8 protein-coding genes are annotated in these 18,860 nt (G+C 50.4%); 6 read left to right on the top strand and 2 right to left on the bottom strand.

Translation table 11 applies throughout. The features are described from left to right. Positions 1-30 precede the first annotated feature (30 nt). The 3 genes from Q394_RS0104700 (at position 31) to Q394_RS0104690 (ending at position 12,084) form a co-directional block, all read left to right on the top strand. Positions 31-6,762, top strand: coding sequence for a GEVED domain-containing protein (locus Q394_RS0104700; protein WP_028488251.1), 6,732 nt, complete (start codon positions 31-33; stop codon positions 6,760-6,762). Positions 6,763-7,002: 240 nt separating this feature from the next. Next, on the top strand, positions 7,003-11,541 hold the full coding sequence (locus Q394_RS0104695; RefSeq protein ID WP_028488250.1) for a choice-of-anchor L domain-containing protein: 4,539 nt from the start codon (positions 7,003-7,005) through the stop codon (positions 11,539-11,541). Between the two features lie 78 nt (positions 11,542-11,619). Beyond that, on the top strand, positions 11,620-12,084 hold the full coding sequence (locus Q394_RS0104690; RefSeq protein ID WP_245606732.1) for an FKBP-type peptidyl-prolyl cis-trans isomerase: 465 nt from the start codon (positions 11,620-11,622) through the stop codon (positions 12,082-12,084). 6 nt (positions 12,085-12,090) lie between these two features. Here the strand turns inward: Q394_RS0104690 and Q394_RS0104685 are convergent, their stop codons facing one another. Both Q394_RS0104685 and Q394_RS0104680 read right to left on the bottom strand, forming a co-directional pair. Further along, the gene (locus Q394_RS0104685) at positions 12,091-12,582 is read right to left on the bottom strand and encodes a metallophosphoesterase family protein (protein WP_028488248.1); all 492 of its coding nucleotides are present in this window, start codon (positions 12,580-12,582) and stop codon (positions 12,091-12,093) included. 160 nt (positions 12,583-12,742) lie between these two features. Then, positions 12,743-15,742: an Ig-like domain-containing protein gene (locus Q394_RS0104680; RefSeq protein ID WP_028488247.1), complete on the bottom strand. Its 3,000-nt coding sequence runs from the start codon at positions 15,740-15,742 to the stop codon at positions 12,743-12,745. A 298-nt stretch (positions 15,743-16,040) separates the two neighbouring features. Between Q394_RS0104680 and Q394_RS0104675 the strand changes: the two genes are divergently transcribed. The 3 genes from Q394_RS0104675 to rsmA are packed head-to-tail and all read left to right on the top strand — an operon-like array spanning position 16,041 to position 18,805. Continuing rightward, the gene (locus Q394_RS0104675; RefSeq protein ID WP_028488246.1) at positions 16,041-16,454 is read left to right on the top strand and encodes a hypothetical protein; all 414 of its coding nucleotides are present in this window, start codon (positions 16,041-16,043) and stop codon (positions 16,452-16,454) included. A gap of 48 nt (positions 16,455-16,502) precedes the next feature. Further along, positions 16,503-18,005 (top strand): OmpA family protein, encoded by a 1,503-nt coding sequence (locus Q394_RS21315; RefSeq protein ID WP_051542806.1) that lies wholly within the window; start codon positions 16,503-16,505, stop codon positions 18,003-18,005. Next, the gene (gene rsmA / locus Q394_RS0104665) at positions 18,005-18,805 is read left to right on the top strand and encodes a 16S rRNA (adenine(1518)-N(6)/adenine(1519)-N(6))-dimethyltransferase RsmA (protein ID WP_028488245.1); all 801 of its coding nucleotides are present in this window, start codon (positions 18,005-18,007) and stop codon (positions 18,803-18,805) included. Before Q394_RS21315 ends, rsmA begins: the two co-directional genes overlap by 1 nt. Positions 18,806-18,860 lie beyond the last annotated feature (55 nt).

The following is an 18,860-nucleotide window of genomic DNA, read 5'->3' as shown; positions in this document are numbered from 1 at the left end:
ACCAGCGCGACAGGCATAGGGGCAAGTGGAATGCCCTCGATCAGCAACTTCAATATTCCTGCTGGTAAAAATCGCGTCCTCTTTATTTTTTCTGCGTTTGAACGTGATCATTGCGATCAGGCTACCGATGTTTGTGATATGACCAATACAGGCGTCGGACTTAGTGACAACTTCCCCAGAGTAACGCCTACAACGCAACAAATTACTGCTCATGTAACAGGGCCTGCCGGTACTATAGACAAAAAAAATGCCTTGGTAGTTGGTGGAACACCCAGTGGCGACCTGCGCTTCAGTCTCATGGAAAGGAGCGTGAAGGATGCTTCTAACAATGTGATTCCTAACTCTACTTTATTCAATGAGGACAGTTATCATATAGCCCTATACGAGTCAGAAATCGAAACCCTGCTGGGTGGTGCTGCTTCCGGCACTATATCCATCACGCTTCCCGATGTTCCCCTACCTAAAAGTGCAGGTGATGATGCCATCATGATGGCATTTGTATTCAACAATGCGGATCAAACCGCCTCAGGAATTGTGCGCTCAGCAGTTCCGCAGTTAGTCGATTCTGGAACAGGCCAAGCGGGTAACTATACACTGACAGCACCATCATTTGATGCAGGTCAGGCTCCCAATGATGCCAACGATGGCCTGCTGGTGGTTGGTGTGTCCAGTCTGGGACAACCTTCCAGTAATGGCGGCTTTCTTACCATGTCAGGTTACACACAGTTACAATCAGTCAGCACCAACAACTCAGGTGGGCGTTATGATAATGCTGAGCCTACTTGGGTGACAACTGAACCTGATGGTATGAGTGCTTCGGCACAATTCCGCAATGGCATTGCCAGCAGTTATTCTATCCAGTCTGCTGGTGCAAGTTCACTTTTGGTCTGGGGTGGCTGGGCACCTGCGTTCACTATTTCCTCTGATAATGATGATACGAGTGATGCCCCCCTCACCTACGGGACAGCTACCCATACCATCAGCGGTATTCGCTTAGGTGCAAGTGTGGATGCGGACTCTGCGTTACTTGCCAGCGCGGATGCAACAGGCGACGACACCAATGGTACAGATGATGAAAATGGCGTCACCATGCCCGCCTCTATTACAGCAGGTACTACCATCACCATTCCCGTTGCAATCCAGAGCACCAGTGGCTATTTGAATGCGTGGATTGACTGGAACAAGGATGGGGATTTTCTGGATAGTGGGGAACAAATTGCTACCGACAAGTCCGTTGCCGTTGGTACAACCAATCTCAGTGTGACAGCTCCAGCCAATGTTGTTACAGGAGCGTCCTTTGCACGTTTCCGGGTCTGTACCACAACGGGTATCTGTAATACACCCGTCGGTGCAACGACCTCGGGAGAGGTAGAGGATTACTCACCGACCCTTGTACAATATGATTATAGCGATGCGCCCGCTACTTATGGCACACCTTCACACGGTATCGTTGCGGGTCTACAGTTGGGGGCAACAGCACCCGACAGCGAAACAGCAGCCAAACCCGGTACTACGGCAACACTGGACGATACGACAGGCACAGACGATGAAGATGCGATTGCCAGTTTCCCCATCTTGTCGACGAGTATGAATACTTACAGCTTGAGTAATATTCCCGTCACCAATACCACAGGCAGCGCAGCCACGCTGTATGGCTGGATTGATGTCAACCTGAATGGCCGATTTGACGGCAATGAAGTGGCGACAGCGACGGTTGTGAATGGGGCAACCAGTGTGAATCTTAACTGGTCAGGCTTGACGGGTGTAACCGCTGGAGCTTCCTATGTGCGTTTGCGTTTGACGACACAAGCCTTAACTAATACGAACAGTGCAACATCTACTAGCGAAGATACCCGTTCATATGGCACTGCGTCAGATGGAGAGGTGGAAGATTACGCGCTAACGATTTCGGCAACGCCCACCTACTTTATCCCAACACAGCCAACAGCAACTTGTAACGTACAGGCTTATGGCTGGACGCACACGTACACAGTCCCTGCTAATCCTACTGGCGGTGAAGCACCGCCCTATGATCTCTATCGGGGAGGGTGGACTTACAGCACCACCTTAGGTTATCCGACGCGCCCCAAGACGGACATTCCTCTGACCAATACCATTCTGGCGCCCAGTGCCAAACCGACGGAACTCGATAGCACCGGCACGCCGGTGGGAAATGGTACTGATATTGGCGAGGAGTGGTTATTGGTTTCCAGAGCAGAAGGCAAACCCGGCAGCACAGGTAGCTTCACTTTTAACGACAGTGGAGCGGCGGATCATACCTTTGCAGCCATCATGAACAGTGCTGGCAATATTATTGCCAAACAACCGACCACAGCAGGTACTTCCCTGTATATGACATCCGGCACACAATCGCTCAACTTTACTTATCCGGCTGATGGCATTGCTTACACATATATCTGGGTTGCGGATTACCAGTTGGGCATGGGCACAATGACCATCGACAGTTGCCGTCTGGATTTTGGTGATGCGCCTAGCTATCCTGACGCCCAACACACAATCAGGAATGGTATCAACCTCGGCTCTGCCTATTCAGTGTCGGCGGAAACCTCCTCTCAAACCACCACGGGTGATACCCTTGATGATGGTGTCACCATACCAGTGTTAACCCAGGGAGAAACGGCAACGATCACAACAACTGTTACTGGAACGGGCTACCTACAAGGGTGGATCGACTGGAATGGCAACAAAATATTTGATAGCGGCGAACAAATCGCCACCAATCTCCAAGACAACGGTGCGAATGATACCAATGCAACCAGCGGAACCATCGCCTTTACGGTGAATGTTCCCGTCACTGCCACCACCAGCCAAACTTATGCCCGCTTCCGTTGGTCAAGCACATCAGGGCTGGATAGCACCACGGCAGCCAACGACGGCGAAGTGGAAGACTATTCGCTGACCATTGCAGCCGCTCAGTCTTACCCGACCAATGATGCAACGGTTCTGTACTGCCCCGCTGTCACCACGGATACAGGCTATACCGACTACCGTATTGCCTGGACATATAACTCACCGGTCAATACCCTGTTACCGGATCATACTGGCGGGAACTGGCCCAATGGTCAATTTGACCAGACCGTGATTGCTTCCGCACCTGCACAAACCATTGGTTCCGGGATGGGCTACACGTTTGATGCTGATAAGCAAACCGTCATCCACCTGTCAAACGTGGACAAAAGCGATGCCCAGAGCGCATTCAGCGGCGGTGATTACATTGAATACCAGTTCACGACGCAAGCCAGTATGAATGCAGCACAGCTTTTCAATGGTTTTGCCTTTGCTTCGCATGACTACACGCAAAGCTACAAAATCGCCCTTCTGTTCTCCGAAGACAACTTCGCCACCGCCACAACGCTTTTGTCAGATTATGCTATATCCCCTGCGTCCGGCGGCTACCAATGGATTGATAAGGCAACCAATGAGCCGCTTTACTTAAAACCCAGCACGACTTACAAATTCCGTATTCTGTTCTATGGCGCAAGCAATGCCAGTGCAGTCTACTGGGATGACTTCCACGTTAGCATGGGGCTTTGTCAGGATTTCTCTGATGCCCCGATCGTTAATTATGGTTCAACAAGCCATAACCTACCCCGTACAACGACGTATTATCTGGGCAGTGCAAAACCCGATGCTGAAAGTGGTGTCCGTGACGGGGGTGATGCGGGGCTTAATGCGGATGGTGACGATACCGGCGGCAGCACACCTGACGACGAAGATGGTGTAACCCTTCCAACCTTCACCCAAGGCTCAGCCGTAACCATGACAGCGACGGTCGCCGGAACTGGTGGCTACCTGCAAGGCTGGATCGACTGGAACGGCAACGGCGTCTTTGATACCGCTGAGAAAATCGCAGTTGACCTTACCGATGGTGGCGCTACCGACACCAATCCAGCAGCAGGGATTATTGGCTGGACAGTGAATGTACCGGCGGATGCGGTAACAACGCCAACCTTCGCCCGCTTCCGTTGGTCAACGACGGCTGGGCTGGATGCGACTACCGCAGCATCAGACGGTGAGATCGAGGATTACGCCGTCACTATATTGCCTACATCCTATGACTACGGCGATGCCCCCAGCGACCTCAGCAGCACAGACCCCGCACTCATCAACATCTATAATGTCTTGGATGCCGATGGTGCTGCCAAACACACCATCAATCCAGCCGTCCACATGGGCGCGAGTATCGACGCTGAAACAGATGGACAACCCAACGCCGCTGCTAGCGGCGATGGAAGCGATGATGATGGCGTCACCTTCCCCACATTCCCGGATGGCAAGTCTGTCCTCTATGTAGAGCAAGCCAACACCCTAACCGTTAATGTCAGCACCGCTGGCTACCTCAATGCTTGGATCGATTGGAATGAGAATGGTGTCTGGGATGCATCCGATAATATTGCCAGTGATAAAGCCGTCGTAGCAGGTAATAACACCCTGACTATCACACTACCTAACACCACCACGCAAGGCAGCAAATATGCACGCTTCCGTTTCTGCACCACCGCCGGACAATGTAGCAGTGCCAGCGGTCTAGCCTCGGATGGTGAAGTCGAAGACTATAAAATTGATTATGTGACATTACCGTATAATGGCAGTTGCAGTGCCTTATTGAATGGTGATTTTGAGCAAGGTGTTACCACGAATGACTACGCTTGGTATGACGAAAATACGATACCGTACTGGGGCACTACGCCTGATATGCCCTCATCCAATACCTTTGCAGAACGCAATAGCATTGAAATCTGGAGAAATGGTTTTCTGTCAACACCCTCAAAATCTGGCGATTTCCTCGCTGAAATCAATGCTCACGTCAGCGGCACCCTGTACCAGGATGTAGCACTGACACCGGGCACAACGGTTTCCTGGTCATTGTGGCATCGCGGACGGGATGGGGTCGACAGCATGAATGTGTTGATCGGGACACCCGATGATGTTCAGCAACGCTTAGCCTCTACGGAGCAAAAGCTAATCTCTGATGATAACACCCAATGGGTTTTTTACAGTGGTACTTACCAAATACCCGCAGGTCAATATGTCACGCGTTTTGGCTTTCACTCTGCTGCCACAACTGGCGGAAACGTTGTGGCTGGCAATCTGGTCGACAATATTGAACTGGGCGTCACCTGCCGCGACTACGGTGACGCACCAGCTCAATACCCGACAAACAATGCCAATAATGGGGCGTATCATCAATTATACGATACACAAGCCCTCTACATCGGCAGCCCACCAGATAAGGAATTGGAGGGAATGCCGGGTAATACTGCGAGTGGCGATGACACGTCCGGTAGTGATGATGAAGATGGCGTGAGTACTCTGCCCACCTTAACAAGCAATGATAGTAGCTATAGCCTGAGTGTTAAGGTTACCAATACTTCAACTCAAATCGCCAATCTGGTGGGCTGGATTGATTTTAACCGAAATGACAGTTTTGATAGCAATGAGGCCGCGACCACGACAGTGCCTGCTGGCACCAGCAACAGTAACGTGACGTTATCATGGACGGGCTTAAGCGGTGGCGTTGTGGGTGACTCATACCTGCGCCTACGGTTGACCACCGATGCCAAGGTGGCAACTGGCAATGCCAGCACCAGCCTTCCCAGCGGCGTGGCTGGCGATGGGGAAATAGAGGATTACCTCATCAACATTACACCCGGAGGCTTTGCTGTCAGCGGGCGCGTATTCAACGACGCAAACGTCAACACACTGGATAACACCGAGCAAGGCATTAAAGCCGTCACCGTCGTTTTGCAGGATGTGGCTGCCGGAACCTGTCTCAGTACTAAAACGGGGGCAGATGGCAGCTACACCTTTAGCAGCGTGCAACCCGCCGCCGCTAACAACTACGTGCTGTATGAAGCTGCGAATGAAAAGACCGCGACACCAGACGCTTGCCCACCCGCAGCGAATGATCCGAACGGCTACCTATCCACTACCCCCAACAGCTTGACAGTGACTGTCAGCAATGCGGATGTAACCGGGCAAAACTTTGGCGACATCAAAAAACCCACTCTAACGTTGGATAACGAAACAGTCATTCTGCCGAATACCAGCGTGGTCTACCCGCATATCTTCCGCAGCACGGCAGATGGTAGTGTGGCGTTCAATCTGGTAAACGAAATCGCTGAACCGGCTGGCTCAAGCTGGGGCAGTACGCTGTACCTCGACGCCAACTGCAATGCAAAACTGGACAGCAGCGACACCCCGATAACAGCACCCTTGAGTGTGAGCGGTACTGAAAAAACCTGCTTGTTGGTTAAAGTGATAGCCCCTGCAAATGTGAGTGCTGGAGCTAGCCATAGCATACAAGTGCAAAGCACCTTCACCTTCGGTGATGGCACTGTCGTAACGGCTACCGATGTGCAAACCCGTACCGATTTGACCCGTGTTTCTTCGGGTAGCGCTACCTCTCCACTCAGCGGCGCAGGCAAATTATCACTGGAAAAATCCGTGTGGAACACCACCCGCAACATCGATGGCGCTGTGGCCTTACCGGGTGAAACCTTGCGCTACACCATTCACTACGAAAACATTGGGGATGGCACGCTGGATGAGTTGGCCGTACATGACAGTGTGCCAGCCTTCACCACCTTGGTGGGTGGAAGCTTGCAGTGTGTATCGACTCCGACAGAGTTAAGCGCTTGTTCACCAAGCAGCAGCGCAGGCAGTCTGGATTGGAGCTTTACCGGCAAGCTTCAGGCTGGCTCACAGGGAGCTGTGGCTTATGATGTCATGGTGGAGTGACGCCTAAAAAACATGCTTAAAAATAAACCTAGCTTTTTAATCAGGAATATCAGCCCTGATTAAGGCTACCTCATGAATACTATTCCATATCAGGTCAGAATACTGGAAAGGGGATCAACCAGACCAATTGCTTGATTACGAAAGAAATACTGCCAAATTGGTGGTATTTAGATGATTCTCAAGCTCCATCTTAGGGCTTGAGAATCATCACTATTGAGCAAAAAGAGAACAATAAAAATTATGGCCAAGTATACCGCTCAACGCAAGTTGATGCCTTGGACAACGTTGTTATTGCTATTGATCACGCAAATGATGGGATTAAGCTATGCAGCAGCCGCTAGCTTAGTCCTAAATGACTCCGTTTCAAATACAACCATCACCAACACGTTACAAGGGCCGGGTCTTACGGTTAGTAACTTATCGGTTATTGCGGGAGCAGCCACACAATACGGCACTTTTTCGGGGGGTGCTTCCTCACTCACGCTAGGGTCACAGGTTGACATTGAAAGTGGTATTTTCATGGCAACAGGTCATGCGAATAGTGTGGTATCGACACAAAATGCTGTCAAAGGGCCAAATGGTACAGGCGGGATTTCTAGCCTCGTTGGCACAACTTATACTGACACGCAATTGACTAGTATTGATGCCAATGCCAAATATGACCCTGTCATTTTAAAGATGCAGGTTCTTCCTACAAACAATTACTTTAAGATGACGTTCGTCTTCGCATCAGATGAGTACATGGAATATGCCTGTAGCTCCTACAATGATGCTTTTGGTGTATTTATTAAGCCGAGTAGCGCCGCAGACTTAGCTGCTAACTGGACAAATATCGCCAAGCTACCCAACTCATCAACGCCCATATCCATCAATACTGTCAATGGAAGTACCTGTAAAGGCATCAATAATAGTGCTTACTACAAGAGTAATGGCACAGGCACGACACCGACCAGCAATACAAATTTACAATTTGATGGCTTAACCATTCCTCTTACTGTTAATACCGCAGTATCACCCGGAACATTATATGACGTTAAGCTCGCCATTGCAGACTCAGGCGATTACTCCTACGACAGCGCCATGTTTATCAAATGGGTTTCTAGTGCACCTTACCCAGATGATATTGACTTGGAATTGGGCTTACAAGCCAATAAAACAGCGCTGAACGTTGGTGACAGTGCTCAATTTACCCTAACAATTAAAAATAAAGGGCAAAGCGCCATATCAGGCGCTAAAGTTGCGTTTGCATTACCCACGGGGTTTACCTATGTCTCTGACACATCATCAGGCAGTTATGATGTATCAACAGGCATGTGGAGTATTCCTAGTAGTCTAGCGGCTGTTACAGGCACCTCCTCCATCATCATGACAGCCACCGCGAGCACTGCTGGGGTTGTTAATGGATTTGCTCAAGTTTCCGTAGCCAATGCCAATGATATTGACTCTACACCCGGTAATGGAACGCAATCGCCCCCTGAAGATGATGAAGCCACGCTAACCCTAACGGTGACGGGATATGATTATTCCGATGCCCCGGCCACTTATGGCACGCCCTCACACGCGATTGCATCGAATATTCAGTTGGGTGTTATCGCGCCTGACAACGAATCTGCCGCCCAACCCAATAGTGCTGCAAACCTAGATGATACTACTGGGGTAGATGATGAAGATGCTATTACCAGCTTCCCCGTGCTGACGGCCGGTGCGACCACATATACCCTGAGTAATATTCCCCTCGCCAATACCACCGGAGCAACAGCCACCCTGTACGGCTGGATCGATGCAAACTTAGATGGCAAGTTTGATGGCAATGAAGTCGCTACCGCGAGTGTTAGCAGTGGCACAACCAGTGCAACTCTAAACTGGACAGGGCTGACGGGGATCAAAGCGGGAACATCCTACGTGCGTTTACGTTTAACAACGCAAGCCTTAACCAATACTAACAGCGGGACAACAACACTTCTGGATACCCGCTCAACTGCTGCCACTGCCAACGGTGAGGTGGAAGACTATGCAGTCACCGTATTGGCAAAAGGGATCATCAGCGGTGTTGTATTTCGTGATGACGATCAATCAAACACCAAAAATGGTAGCGAATCAGGCATCAACTTAATTACTGTCAGTGTCTATACCGACAATGGCACACCCAATACCGTCTCGGATGACACCTTGGTAACCACCACAGAAACAGCGGCAGGTGGTACGTATACCTTTACCAATCTCGACCCTGGCACATACCGCGTCGTGGTTAACCTCACCGACCCCGATCTACCCACAGGAGCACTCATCGGCACGACTCACCCACAAACAGGCGTGACCGTTACAGCAGGAAATACGACCACGGTCAATTTCGGTTTCGATATTTTCAGTTGCGTGCCCGGTGGCGGCACAGCCGATACGGCTATCAGCCCCTACATCAGCCAGGAAGTGGAAGGTGGCAGTATCGCAGCCCGCAGCGTAACAGATTCACTGGATGATACATGGCGGGCGGCGGCTGGATTGCCAACCACGGGCACCTTGGTTCCGTGGTTGGGAACGACAGTCACCAGTATCAGTTCTGATGCGCCTGCACTTTTCAAAACCTATGGCGTGGCGGTGGATGTCGCTAGCGTGAACATCCAACCTGCTTCGCCCTGCCTTGGCAGCACATCCAGTGCCAGCGCCTACCTGAGCACCAGTGACACCTTGCAAGGTTCATCCCCGCGTCCGAGTAGCTTATACAATACCAGTGCTCAACCTGCCTCCTGGTACGATGCTGGCGGTGATAGCCAAAGTCCGAATGCTGTGCGTTTCACGTTTGCCACGCCTGTAAAACGTTTCGGTGCATGGTTTGGGGATCTGGAAACCCGTACAGATGGCAACGCTCGCCCGGCTTGGTTGCGCTTACTGGACAGCAGCGGCAATCGTATTGGGCAGGATATCCCGATTACGCCCACCGATATTTCCAATGGCACCACCAACACAGCCGTTGATCAGAACCTATGTGGCAGTGTCGCCCCCGGCACCGACCATGCCTGCGGCAACCAATCTACTCGCTGGGTAGGCTTTGTGGATAACACCACCTCCGCACGGATTAAGTCTGTACTGGTCATCGTTGGTGACGATGATTTTGGTGATGATGCTGGTCTCGAACAAATCAATTTCATCGGCATGGACATCGTTCAGGAAGATTTCGGTGACGCCCCCGCCAGTTACGGAGATGCTATCCACTGGTTAGACCTGACACCGAAGCTCTATCTGGGTAGCACAGCACCCGATAAGGAAACAAAAACGCAGAATAGCGCCAATGGCGGGGTCGATGGTTTAGGCGATGACAATAATGGAGACGATGAAGAAGGTGTTGCCAACTTCCCCACACTAGGCACCAGCAGCAAAGACTACAGCCTCAACGTCACCCTCAACAATACCAGTGGCAGCACCGCACGGCTGGTCGGCTGGATCGACTTCGATGGCAATGGCACGTTTGATACCGACGAAGCCACCACCGTCAACGTAGCCAGTGGAGCAACGAACAAAATCGTGGCGCTCACCTGGAAAACGCTGCCGAGTGACATCAAACCCGGTGCCAGTTATGTACGTTTACGTTTGACCACTGACAGCAATATTGCCACCGGCACGGCCAGCACCAGCCTTCCCACTGGCTCGGCCACGGATGGCGAGGTGGAAGATTACCCCCTCAACATTAACGACAGTGGGTATAACGTTAGTGGACGAGTCTTCAATGACGTAAACGTCAATGCGACAGATAACACCGAGAAAGGCATTAAATCTGTCACGATTGTCTTGCACGATCAGGCGGCTAACACGTGCCAAAGTACCAAAACAGATGCAGATGGCAACTATCTCTTTACCGGCATACCGCCCGCCACTGCCAATAACTATGTGCTATACCAAGCAGCCACTGAAAAAACCACCCAACCAGATAAGTGTCCACCGACGGCAAATGCTCCCAATGGCTACGTGTTCACCACACCCAGCAGCCTAACCATAACGGTCAGTCATGCGGCGGTGACCGGGCAAAACTTTGGTGATGTCAAAAAACCGACCTTAACCTTGGATAATGAAAAGGTCACGTTACCCGATACCAGCGTGTTCTACCCACACATCTTCCGTAACAATGCCACCGGTAGTGTAATCTTCAATTTGATGAACGAAGTGGCTGAACCTGCTGGGTCAACATGGGGCAGTACGCTGCACATTGACACCAACTGCAATGCCAAACTCAACAGCAATGACACGCCAATAACGACTTCAATCTCACTGGTTGGCGGTGAAAAAATCTGTCTATTGGTCAAAGTGCTGACTCCCGCCAATGTCAGCGCGGGGGCTAGCCACAGCATACAAGTGGAAAGCACGTTCACGTTTGGCAATGGCACTGTTGTGACTGATAACAATGTGCAAACCCGCCTTGATTTAACCCGTGTCTCTTCAGGTACCAACACCACGCCGGTGGGGGGAGAAGGCAAACTGTCACTGGAAAAATCCGTGTGGAACACCACTCGCAACATCGATGGCTCCGTCGCCTTGCCGGGTGAAACCTTACGCTACACCATTCGCTACGAAAACATTGGCGACGGTGTGCTGAATGAATTAGCGGTACACGACAGTATCCCAGCCTTCACCAGCTTAGTGGAAGGCAGCATACAATGTGTTTCAACGCCGACAGAATTGAGCGCTTGTTCACCAAGCAACAATGCGGGCAGTCTGGATTGGAACTTTACTGGCAAACTTCAGGCTGGCTCACAAGGCTCGGTTGCCTATGATGTCATGGTGGAATGACCTGACGTTTGCTATTGTAGAAAAAGGGGGCATAATCCCCCTTTTTTTATTTGTGCGACAATATTGGTAGTCAATAATATGAAGGCAACTGTACTTTTCCCGCTGGCTTTAGCGCTGTCCAGCAGCATTTTCATGGCAGCCTGTTCTGATAAAACAGCTACCTCTTCCCCTTCCCCACAAGCAACGGATATTAAAATGGTCGATTTAGTTAGAACAGATGTGAAAGTAGGTGATGGCACAGAAGCCACTGCTGGCAAGATGGTTTCAGTACATTACACTGGCTGGTTGTATGACGAGAAAGCTGCTGACAAACACGGGGCAAAATTTGATAGCTCACGTGACCGTGGTCAGCCATTCGAGTTTCCACTCGGCGGCGGTCAAGTCATCAAAGGCTGGGATCAAGGCGTAGTTGGCATGAAAATCGGTGGCCAACGCACCCTGATTATCCCACCTGAAATGGGTTATGGCGCACGCGGTGCAGGCGGTGTTATCCCACCCAACGCCACCCTGATTTTTGACGTTGAGCTATTGGGTGTTCAATAAACAGGATCAAGATTCAAATTTGAATTCTTGTACATCCCATTGTTGATCATTAGCACTCAACACCAAACAGGAAGGCCCGCCATGGTTGCGGGTCTGCCCTGCTGCACCGGGGTTAATGACCCACGGTAGGGCACTTTTATCCTGCACCATTTTATGCGTATGACCATACACAATCACCCGAGCATCGGGGTGTTTTTCGCGTAGGGAATCGTGACAAGGGCTGTGATGCCCATGCTCATGCCCGTGTTCAATACAAATTTTACCGCCGGGCAATGTCAGCTCGCTAATAGCAGGCAAGGGGAAATCAACCATGCAGCGTGGTTCATTATTACCCGCTACAGCAATCACCATCGCACTTTTTGGCTGCATAGCTGCAAGTACATCCTCACCGCAAATATCACCGGCGTGAATCGCGTAATCGCACCCACGGATGATCTCGATAATACGCGGATCAAGATGCCCGTGCGTATCAGAAATAATGGCAACAGAAACAGTCATTGCAAGATCCCCTAAGAGTTATGATTGAGTGTAATTGTCCTTGAGTACCCTAACGATAGCAAGTGACACTAGACCTGCCGGGGCGAATGCAACACATTGAAAACAAAAAAGGCCGCAGCGTATGACCACTGCGACCTTGATAAGGTTAGTCAGAGACGAATTAACCTGGTGGGCTATTGGGGTCCTTCACGTTAGCCGGTGATACATCAATCACAACCGTTGCTTGCGCCTGATTACCGTACTTATCTTTGACGATATACGTGAAAGAATGATCGGTACAATAACCATTACGCAAGGTGTAGCGAATCGATAAACCATCTGAGGCAATGGACGCTGAACCATAACGTGGCGTACTAACCGCAACGATAGTCAAACCATCCCCCGCATCGTTGGCCAATACGGGTAATGACCTAGTTACCGTATCATTCAGATCAATCAACAGGTAATCATCTACTGGCGCTAAATTAGCAGAAGTCGCTGTCCCACTAACCGTAATATCCACCGTCGTTTCTGCTGTCCCACCTCTTGAATCGGTCAAACGATACGTTAGCTTATCCACCCCAGAGAAATTAGCATTCGGGGTATAGACCATGGTATTACCTGAAATACTGGCAGAACCATGGCTCGGAGCACCCACGATGCTGACAGTCACACCCGTCGTCGGGAACTCGTCATTGTTCGTCACATTAAAGATATTGGCACTGCTGTTCATATCCACTGTGTACAAATCACTGACGGCCTTCAGATTACCGCCGGGTGCATTGATTTTCACAAAGACATTGGCTGTTGCATTATTACCGTTACCATCAGAAACGGTATAAGTAAACTGATCCTCACCCGTAAAACCCGCATTCGGCGTGTAGATCACCGTATTGCCGCTGCGTGTGACGGTACCGTGTGCCGCTGAACCAACAGCCGTAAGGCTTAAGGTATCGCCGTTTGGATCAGTATCATTACCCAACACAGTGATAGTCACCGGCGCATTTTGTAACGTTTCCACCTGATCCACGTTCGCAACAGGCAAATTAGGTGTCGCAGCGGTGACAGTAATGCTAACCGTCGCATTGTTACGATTGCCTGCTGGGTCTATTGCCGTGTAGGTAAACGTATCAGTGCCTACAAAACCTGTACGTGGCGTGTAAACCAGTACATTCCCCTCTTGAAGCACCGTACCGTTGCTGGATGTACTGAAACCAGCAACACTTAAGGTATCACCGTTTGGATCGCTATCATTATCTAGGACTGCAATTCTAACAGGTGTGCCGCTTATCGTCGTAACCGTATCACTCCTTACCACAGGCGCATTAGGAGAAGGTGCTCCAACGGTGACAGTTACCATCGCCGTACTTTTGTTACCTGCTGGATCAACAATGACGTAACTAAAGGTATCCGTGCCCGTGAAACCAGGGACAGATGTATAGACAAGACTATTCCCTACCTTCGTGACAGAACCATTAACCCCCTGATTGAAGGTGCTAATAATCAGCACATCACGATTGGGATCGGTATCATTTGCCAAGACATCAATAGAAACAGGCGTACCCGTGGTCGTGGTTGCCGTATCATTTACCGCTACAGGTACATTTGAGGTTGTCGCTCCACCATTCGTACTGCTAGACGCTTTCGTGGTATAGGTATCCACCGTTTGTTTATGGTCAATAACGTTGCGCAGCGCCTGGCGTACCCAGAGAGGTGGCTCTGGAATCAGCTCCTTACGCCACACCACTTTAGGATCAGTCTTACTGGTTCCACCCTGTTCAATGACCTCATCCTTGTATTCGTTTTGGTACGTGACATATTCAATGTCAACACGGCGATTTTTATGGCCTTCCACCTCGGTATTAGGGTATTTCGGCTGAGATTCACCCAAGCCTTGCGCTAATAATTCACTACCACTGAAACCGTTTTTGATCATGAAATCACGCACGGCATTAGCACGACGCTCAGACAATTTCAGGTTATGCGCATCAGAACCCTTGTCACAAGTGTTACCAGTAATGCGGATATTACCTTCATGCCCAGACGCCCGCAGTTGCCCCAGCACCGCCTGCATCCGCGTCTTCGCTTCAGGCGTCAGTTCCGCCCGGTCCAGCTTGAAGAAGGTATCGGATTCCAGCTCCATGGTATTTTTGACCAGCTTGCGCTCGATCTTCGGTGGCTGCTGAACTTGCTCACCCGGAATCTCAGTACGGATACGGCGATAACGCTGCTCAGGTTGCCAAACCCCTGCTTCGCTACCGATGTCATAACGGTAGGAAACACCGCCACGCATTTCCGCATCTTCAGAAAGCACTGCGCCCCCTGATTTTTTATAGACTTCCATTTCAGCCCCAAGACTATGCGGTGTATCTGGGAAGAATTTTTCCACACCCCCAGTCAAGGTCGTTTGCGCTGGACGCGTTTCGCTCGCAGCAAAGTCTTTGCCCCACTCATAATCCAAACCACCCTGCACACGCATCTGCTGATCTGGCAAGTAAGCACCCACACGCCCACCGACACCTAAATCATAAGCTTTTTCACTGACGCCAGGTGTCGCCGTAGTACGCGAACCGGACAGTCCTTTACTAACATGTCCTGACCAGAATAAATCAGACGTTTCCTGACCATAACCAACGGTGGCTTTGTTGTCTTTGTTTATATTTTGGTCGTAAGCACCAAAAACCTTGTTAACACGTGAAGGGTTATTGGGATCGCCCGATACCCAATGATGACTCAGCTTAGCACCGGCACCGGTCAGTATTTCCTCATCGATATCTTGATCAGCCATGGGATTAACCCCCACATAGCCTTGCCCGATAGTCGCACTGCTGCCACTTTGATGTAGTACCTGAGTAGCGTCAAGCTTACCCTTGAGTTCGCTATCGATACCGATACCAATGCGAGTATTACCGCCTACATAGCCAGTATTAACGCTGGAGGTTTCGGTGGAATCTTCCAAAAAACCATCACTTTCCTGACCCAAACTTTGCGCCTGACGCATAGTATCTGGTGCAGGTGCTGGCAACGTGGCATCATCTTCTAGAGGTAGGGATGATTGTTCGGATGCTGGAATTTGGCCATAAGGCTCGTTATAACCGCCATCTCCTGCGAGAACAGCGGTAGAACAGAACAGTAATGGCAGGATAGCCCATTTAGGGGAAAGTATTTTTTTATTATTCATTGTTATATTTCTCTGTCTGCGTGCCTTTATTATTGGTATTGGGTCACATGATCACCGCGACTATATTCTCTGTGGCTTACACACCACAAGATATTCCGACGAACGTATCAACCTGCTGTATCCCTAGCCAACAGACTGAATCTTCGCGATTTTGTTTTTTAAGCCTGACGTGTTGGCACCCTTCGTTTATACTTTGTTGCATACGGTATACTGCACACCGTTTTCTGCCACTCACCCAATAACGCACGGATAAGCGAAGCCTCTCAAAGGGTTAATAAATGGAGAATAACTAGCCATCATGTTTCGAGTTATACAAATCGTTCCCTTTTTCGGCATTTTGCTACTGATCTACTGGCTCGCCGTTAAAGTTAATCTATTTCCTAATGGCCTCAATCATGTGTTGTTTCACCTGTATTTGCCCTCTGGCGCACTCTGGAAGCCCACGTGGGGAGACTTCATGGTATTGTTGGGTGTCGTTTTCTTATACGTTGAACTCTTTAAATCCACCCGTACATCAGAAACCACGATTGTTGACCATTTACTCTCAACCTTCGTACTGATTTTCTACCTGACGGCCTGGTTGATTTACCCATGGGCGGGGAACTCCGTCTTTCTGATTCTGACCGGGATGGCTTTTCTCGATGTCATTGCCGGGTTCACTATCACGATTTCAGCAGCACGCCGCGACTTAGCGATTGGTGGTAGAGGTTAACGATTTACGTCGTAATATAGTAGAGTGTTTTTTGAGAGAGGCCTGCCCATGTACAAACTTATTACCGGTTTGACGATGCTGTCAGCACTGTCTGCTGCTTACGCGGAAACACCACAATTTCCTGACCCTAGTGTCATCCCTCCTGACACTAATACCAGCAGCGATGGCGTTACCACCACCCAACAGCAAACCTATACCTACGCCCAGCCAACGGTTAATAATACAACCACCACAACGGGAAACAGTACAGGGAACACAACCGGTAATAGTGCAGCGGGCATTTACGTTTACCCACAAGCCGACACTAGCCCTATCACCACGACGGGCACAGCGGTCAGCCCAACCAGCACTTACCGCTACCCCCCCACGCAAGCAGCCACCACCTATTACACTCAACCCTACACCACAGGAATACAGCAACCGTATTACTATAATCCTTCACAATATTTTCTACCGGGGTCGATGATGACACCACCATCAGTGCCACCGATGATGATGCCAAGCGTTCCCAACTTTAACTGGCCTAACATGGGCTATGGCTACCGTAACGGCAATTACAATTACCAAACCAGCAACACCGCGAACGCTCAAACGAGCACTCCCCAAAATACCCAACAAATCGACACACTCAACAACAACCTCAGCAGCTTACGCCAACAACAAACTGCACTAGAAAGCAAAGCCCAAGAAACCTTGGCGCTTCAAGAAAAAACCATCGCCGAACTTCGCAAACAACTAGAAGCCAGCAGCAAAGGCAAAAGCGACCTTGAAAGCCAACTAAATGCATTGAAAGGCGAATTAGCGGAAAGCGTTAAAAAAGCTGAATTGGACAGTTGTAAAGCCGAAAAAGGCGAGCTGGAGAGCAAAGTCAACGCTATGGATCAGAAAGCATCCGCCGTTACCGAAGTTTCCCAACAATTTGCCCAACTGCGCGAAAACTTCGCCTCACTGGAAGCTGAAAAACAACGATTGGCTGAAGAAAAACAACAGCTGGCCAATACGCTGAAAAATGAAATCAAAGACAGCGATGCCGATGGCATTCCAGACAAACTCGACAAATGCTTGGATAGTGCAGCAGGAGTCAGCGTGGATGCGACAGGCTGCGAACCCCCGAAAGACGGCGACAATGATGGCATTGCCGATACCGATGACCTCTGCCCCAACACCGCAGCAAAGACTGAAGTTAATCAAGTCGGCTGCGCCAAAACCGAAAACATTAACCTCAATGGTGTCACCTTTGAAACCGGCTCCGCCGTCCTAATCACCGATTCCCTACCACTTCTCGACGAAGCCGCCATCACCCTGATAAAACACCCCGACTTAACAATCGAGGTAGGCGGCCACACCGACAGCAGCGGTGATAAAACAACCAATGAAAAACTCTCCCAATCCCGTGCTGAAGCCGTCATGAAATACTTGGTAGAAAAAGGCGCAAAAGCCGAACTACTCAGCGCGAAAGGCTACGGCCCCAGCATACCGATTGCGGATAACACCACCCCTGATGGCAAAGCGAAAAATCGCCGCGTCGAACTCAAAATATTGGAACAATAGTGAGCCAGTACCAACAACAAGCTAAGAAACGTTTCGGTCAGCATTTTCTGCACGACCGCAACGTCATCGACAACATGCTCCGCGCCGTGAACCTGCAACCCACTGATCACGTAGTGGAAATAGGCCCCGGCCCCGGCGCACTCACCTTCCCGCTGCTGGAATTGCTGCCCCGTCTCGATGTCGTCGAAATCGACCGCGACGTGATTGCGTGGTGGCAAGAACAGCCGCAAGCTCAAGGCAAATTGCACATCCACGCCCAAGATGCGCTCAAGCTCGACATCCCCGGCCTACGCGGGGACGGCGACACGCTGCGCATTATCGGCAACCTGCCTTACAACATTTCCACCCCGCTGATTTTCCACTTTCTGGAACACCGCGAACACATCCGCGACATGCTGTTCATGCTGCAAAAGGAAGTGGTCGACCGCCTCACCGCCGAACCGGACAGCGCCCATTACGGGCGACTCTCAGTGATGGTGCAATACTACTGCGAACCACATTACCTATTGAAGATTGGCCCCGGCGCGTTTACCCCGCCCCCCAAGGTTGATTCGGCTGTGGTTTACCTCAAACCGTGGGCAACGCAACCCTTTATCGCCAACGATGCCGAACAGTTTGAAAAGCTGGTAAAGCAAGCCTTTGCCCAGCGGCGCAAGACCTTGCGCAACACGTTGAAAGACTTGCTGACAGTGGAACAGATTGAAAGCGTGGGAATTGATCCAGTGCGACGCGCAGAAACCTTGTCGGTGGAAGATTTTGTTAATTTGGCGAATTTGCTGCCTGCCATGACACAACCCTGAACGAAGAGGGCGTATGCAATACGCCCCTACATAGAATCCCCGTAGGGGCGTATTG

The organism is Thiothrix lacustris DSM 21227, from assembly GCF_000621325.1.
In the GTDB taxonomy this organism is placed as follows: domain Bacteria; phylum Pseudomonadota; class Gammaproteobacteria; order Thiotrichales; family Thiotrichaceae; genus Thiothrix; species Thiothrix lacustris.
This window is presented reverse-complemented; position numbering and strand designations above follow the sequence as displayed.

Coding starts and splice junctions, on each gene's coding strand:
- Q394_RS0104680 (WP_028488247.1), bottom strand. CDS start 15,742: ATGAATAATAAAAAAATACTTTCCCCTAAATGGGCTATCCTGCCATTA.
- Q394_RS21315 (WP_051542806.1), top strand. CDS start 16,503: ATGTACAAACTTATTACCGGTTTGACGATGCTGTCAGCACTGTCTGCT.
- Q394_RS0104700 (WP_028488251.1), top strand. CDS start 31: ATGCCCTCGATCAGCAACTTCAATATTCCTGCTGGTAAAAATCGCGTC.
- Q394_RS0104685 (WP_028488248.1), bottom strand. CDS start 12,582: ATGACTGTTTCTGTTGCCATTATTTCTGATACGCACGGGCATCTTGAT.
- Q394_RS0104690 (WP_245606732.1), top strand. CDS start 11,620: ATGAAGGCAACTGTACTTTTCCCGCTGGCTTTAGCGCTGTCCAGCAGC.
- Q394_RS0104695 (WP_028488250.1), top strand. CDS start 7,003: ATGGCCAAGTATACCGCTCAACGCAAGTTGATGCCTTGGACAACGTTG.
- Q394_RS0104675 (WP_028488246.1), top strand. CDS start 16,041: ATGTTTCGAGTTATACAAATCGTTCCCTTTTTCGGCATTTTGCTACTG.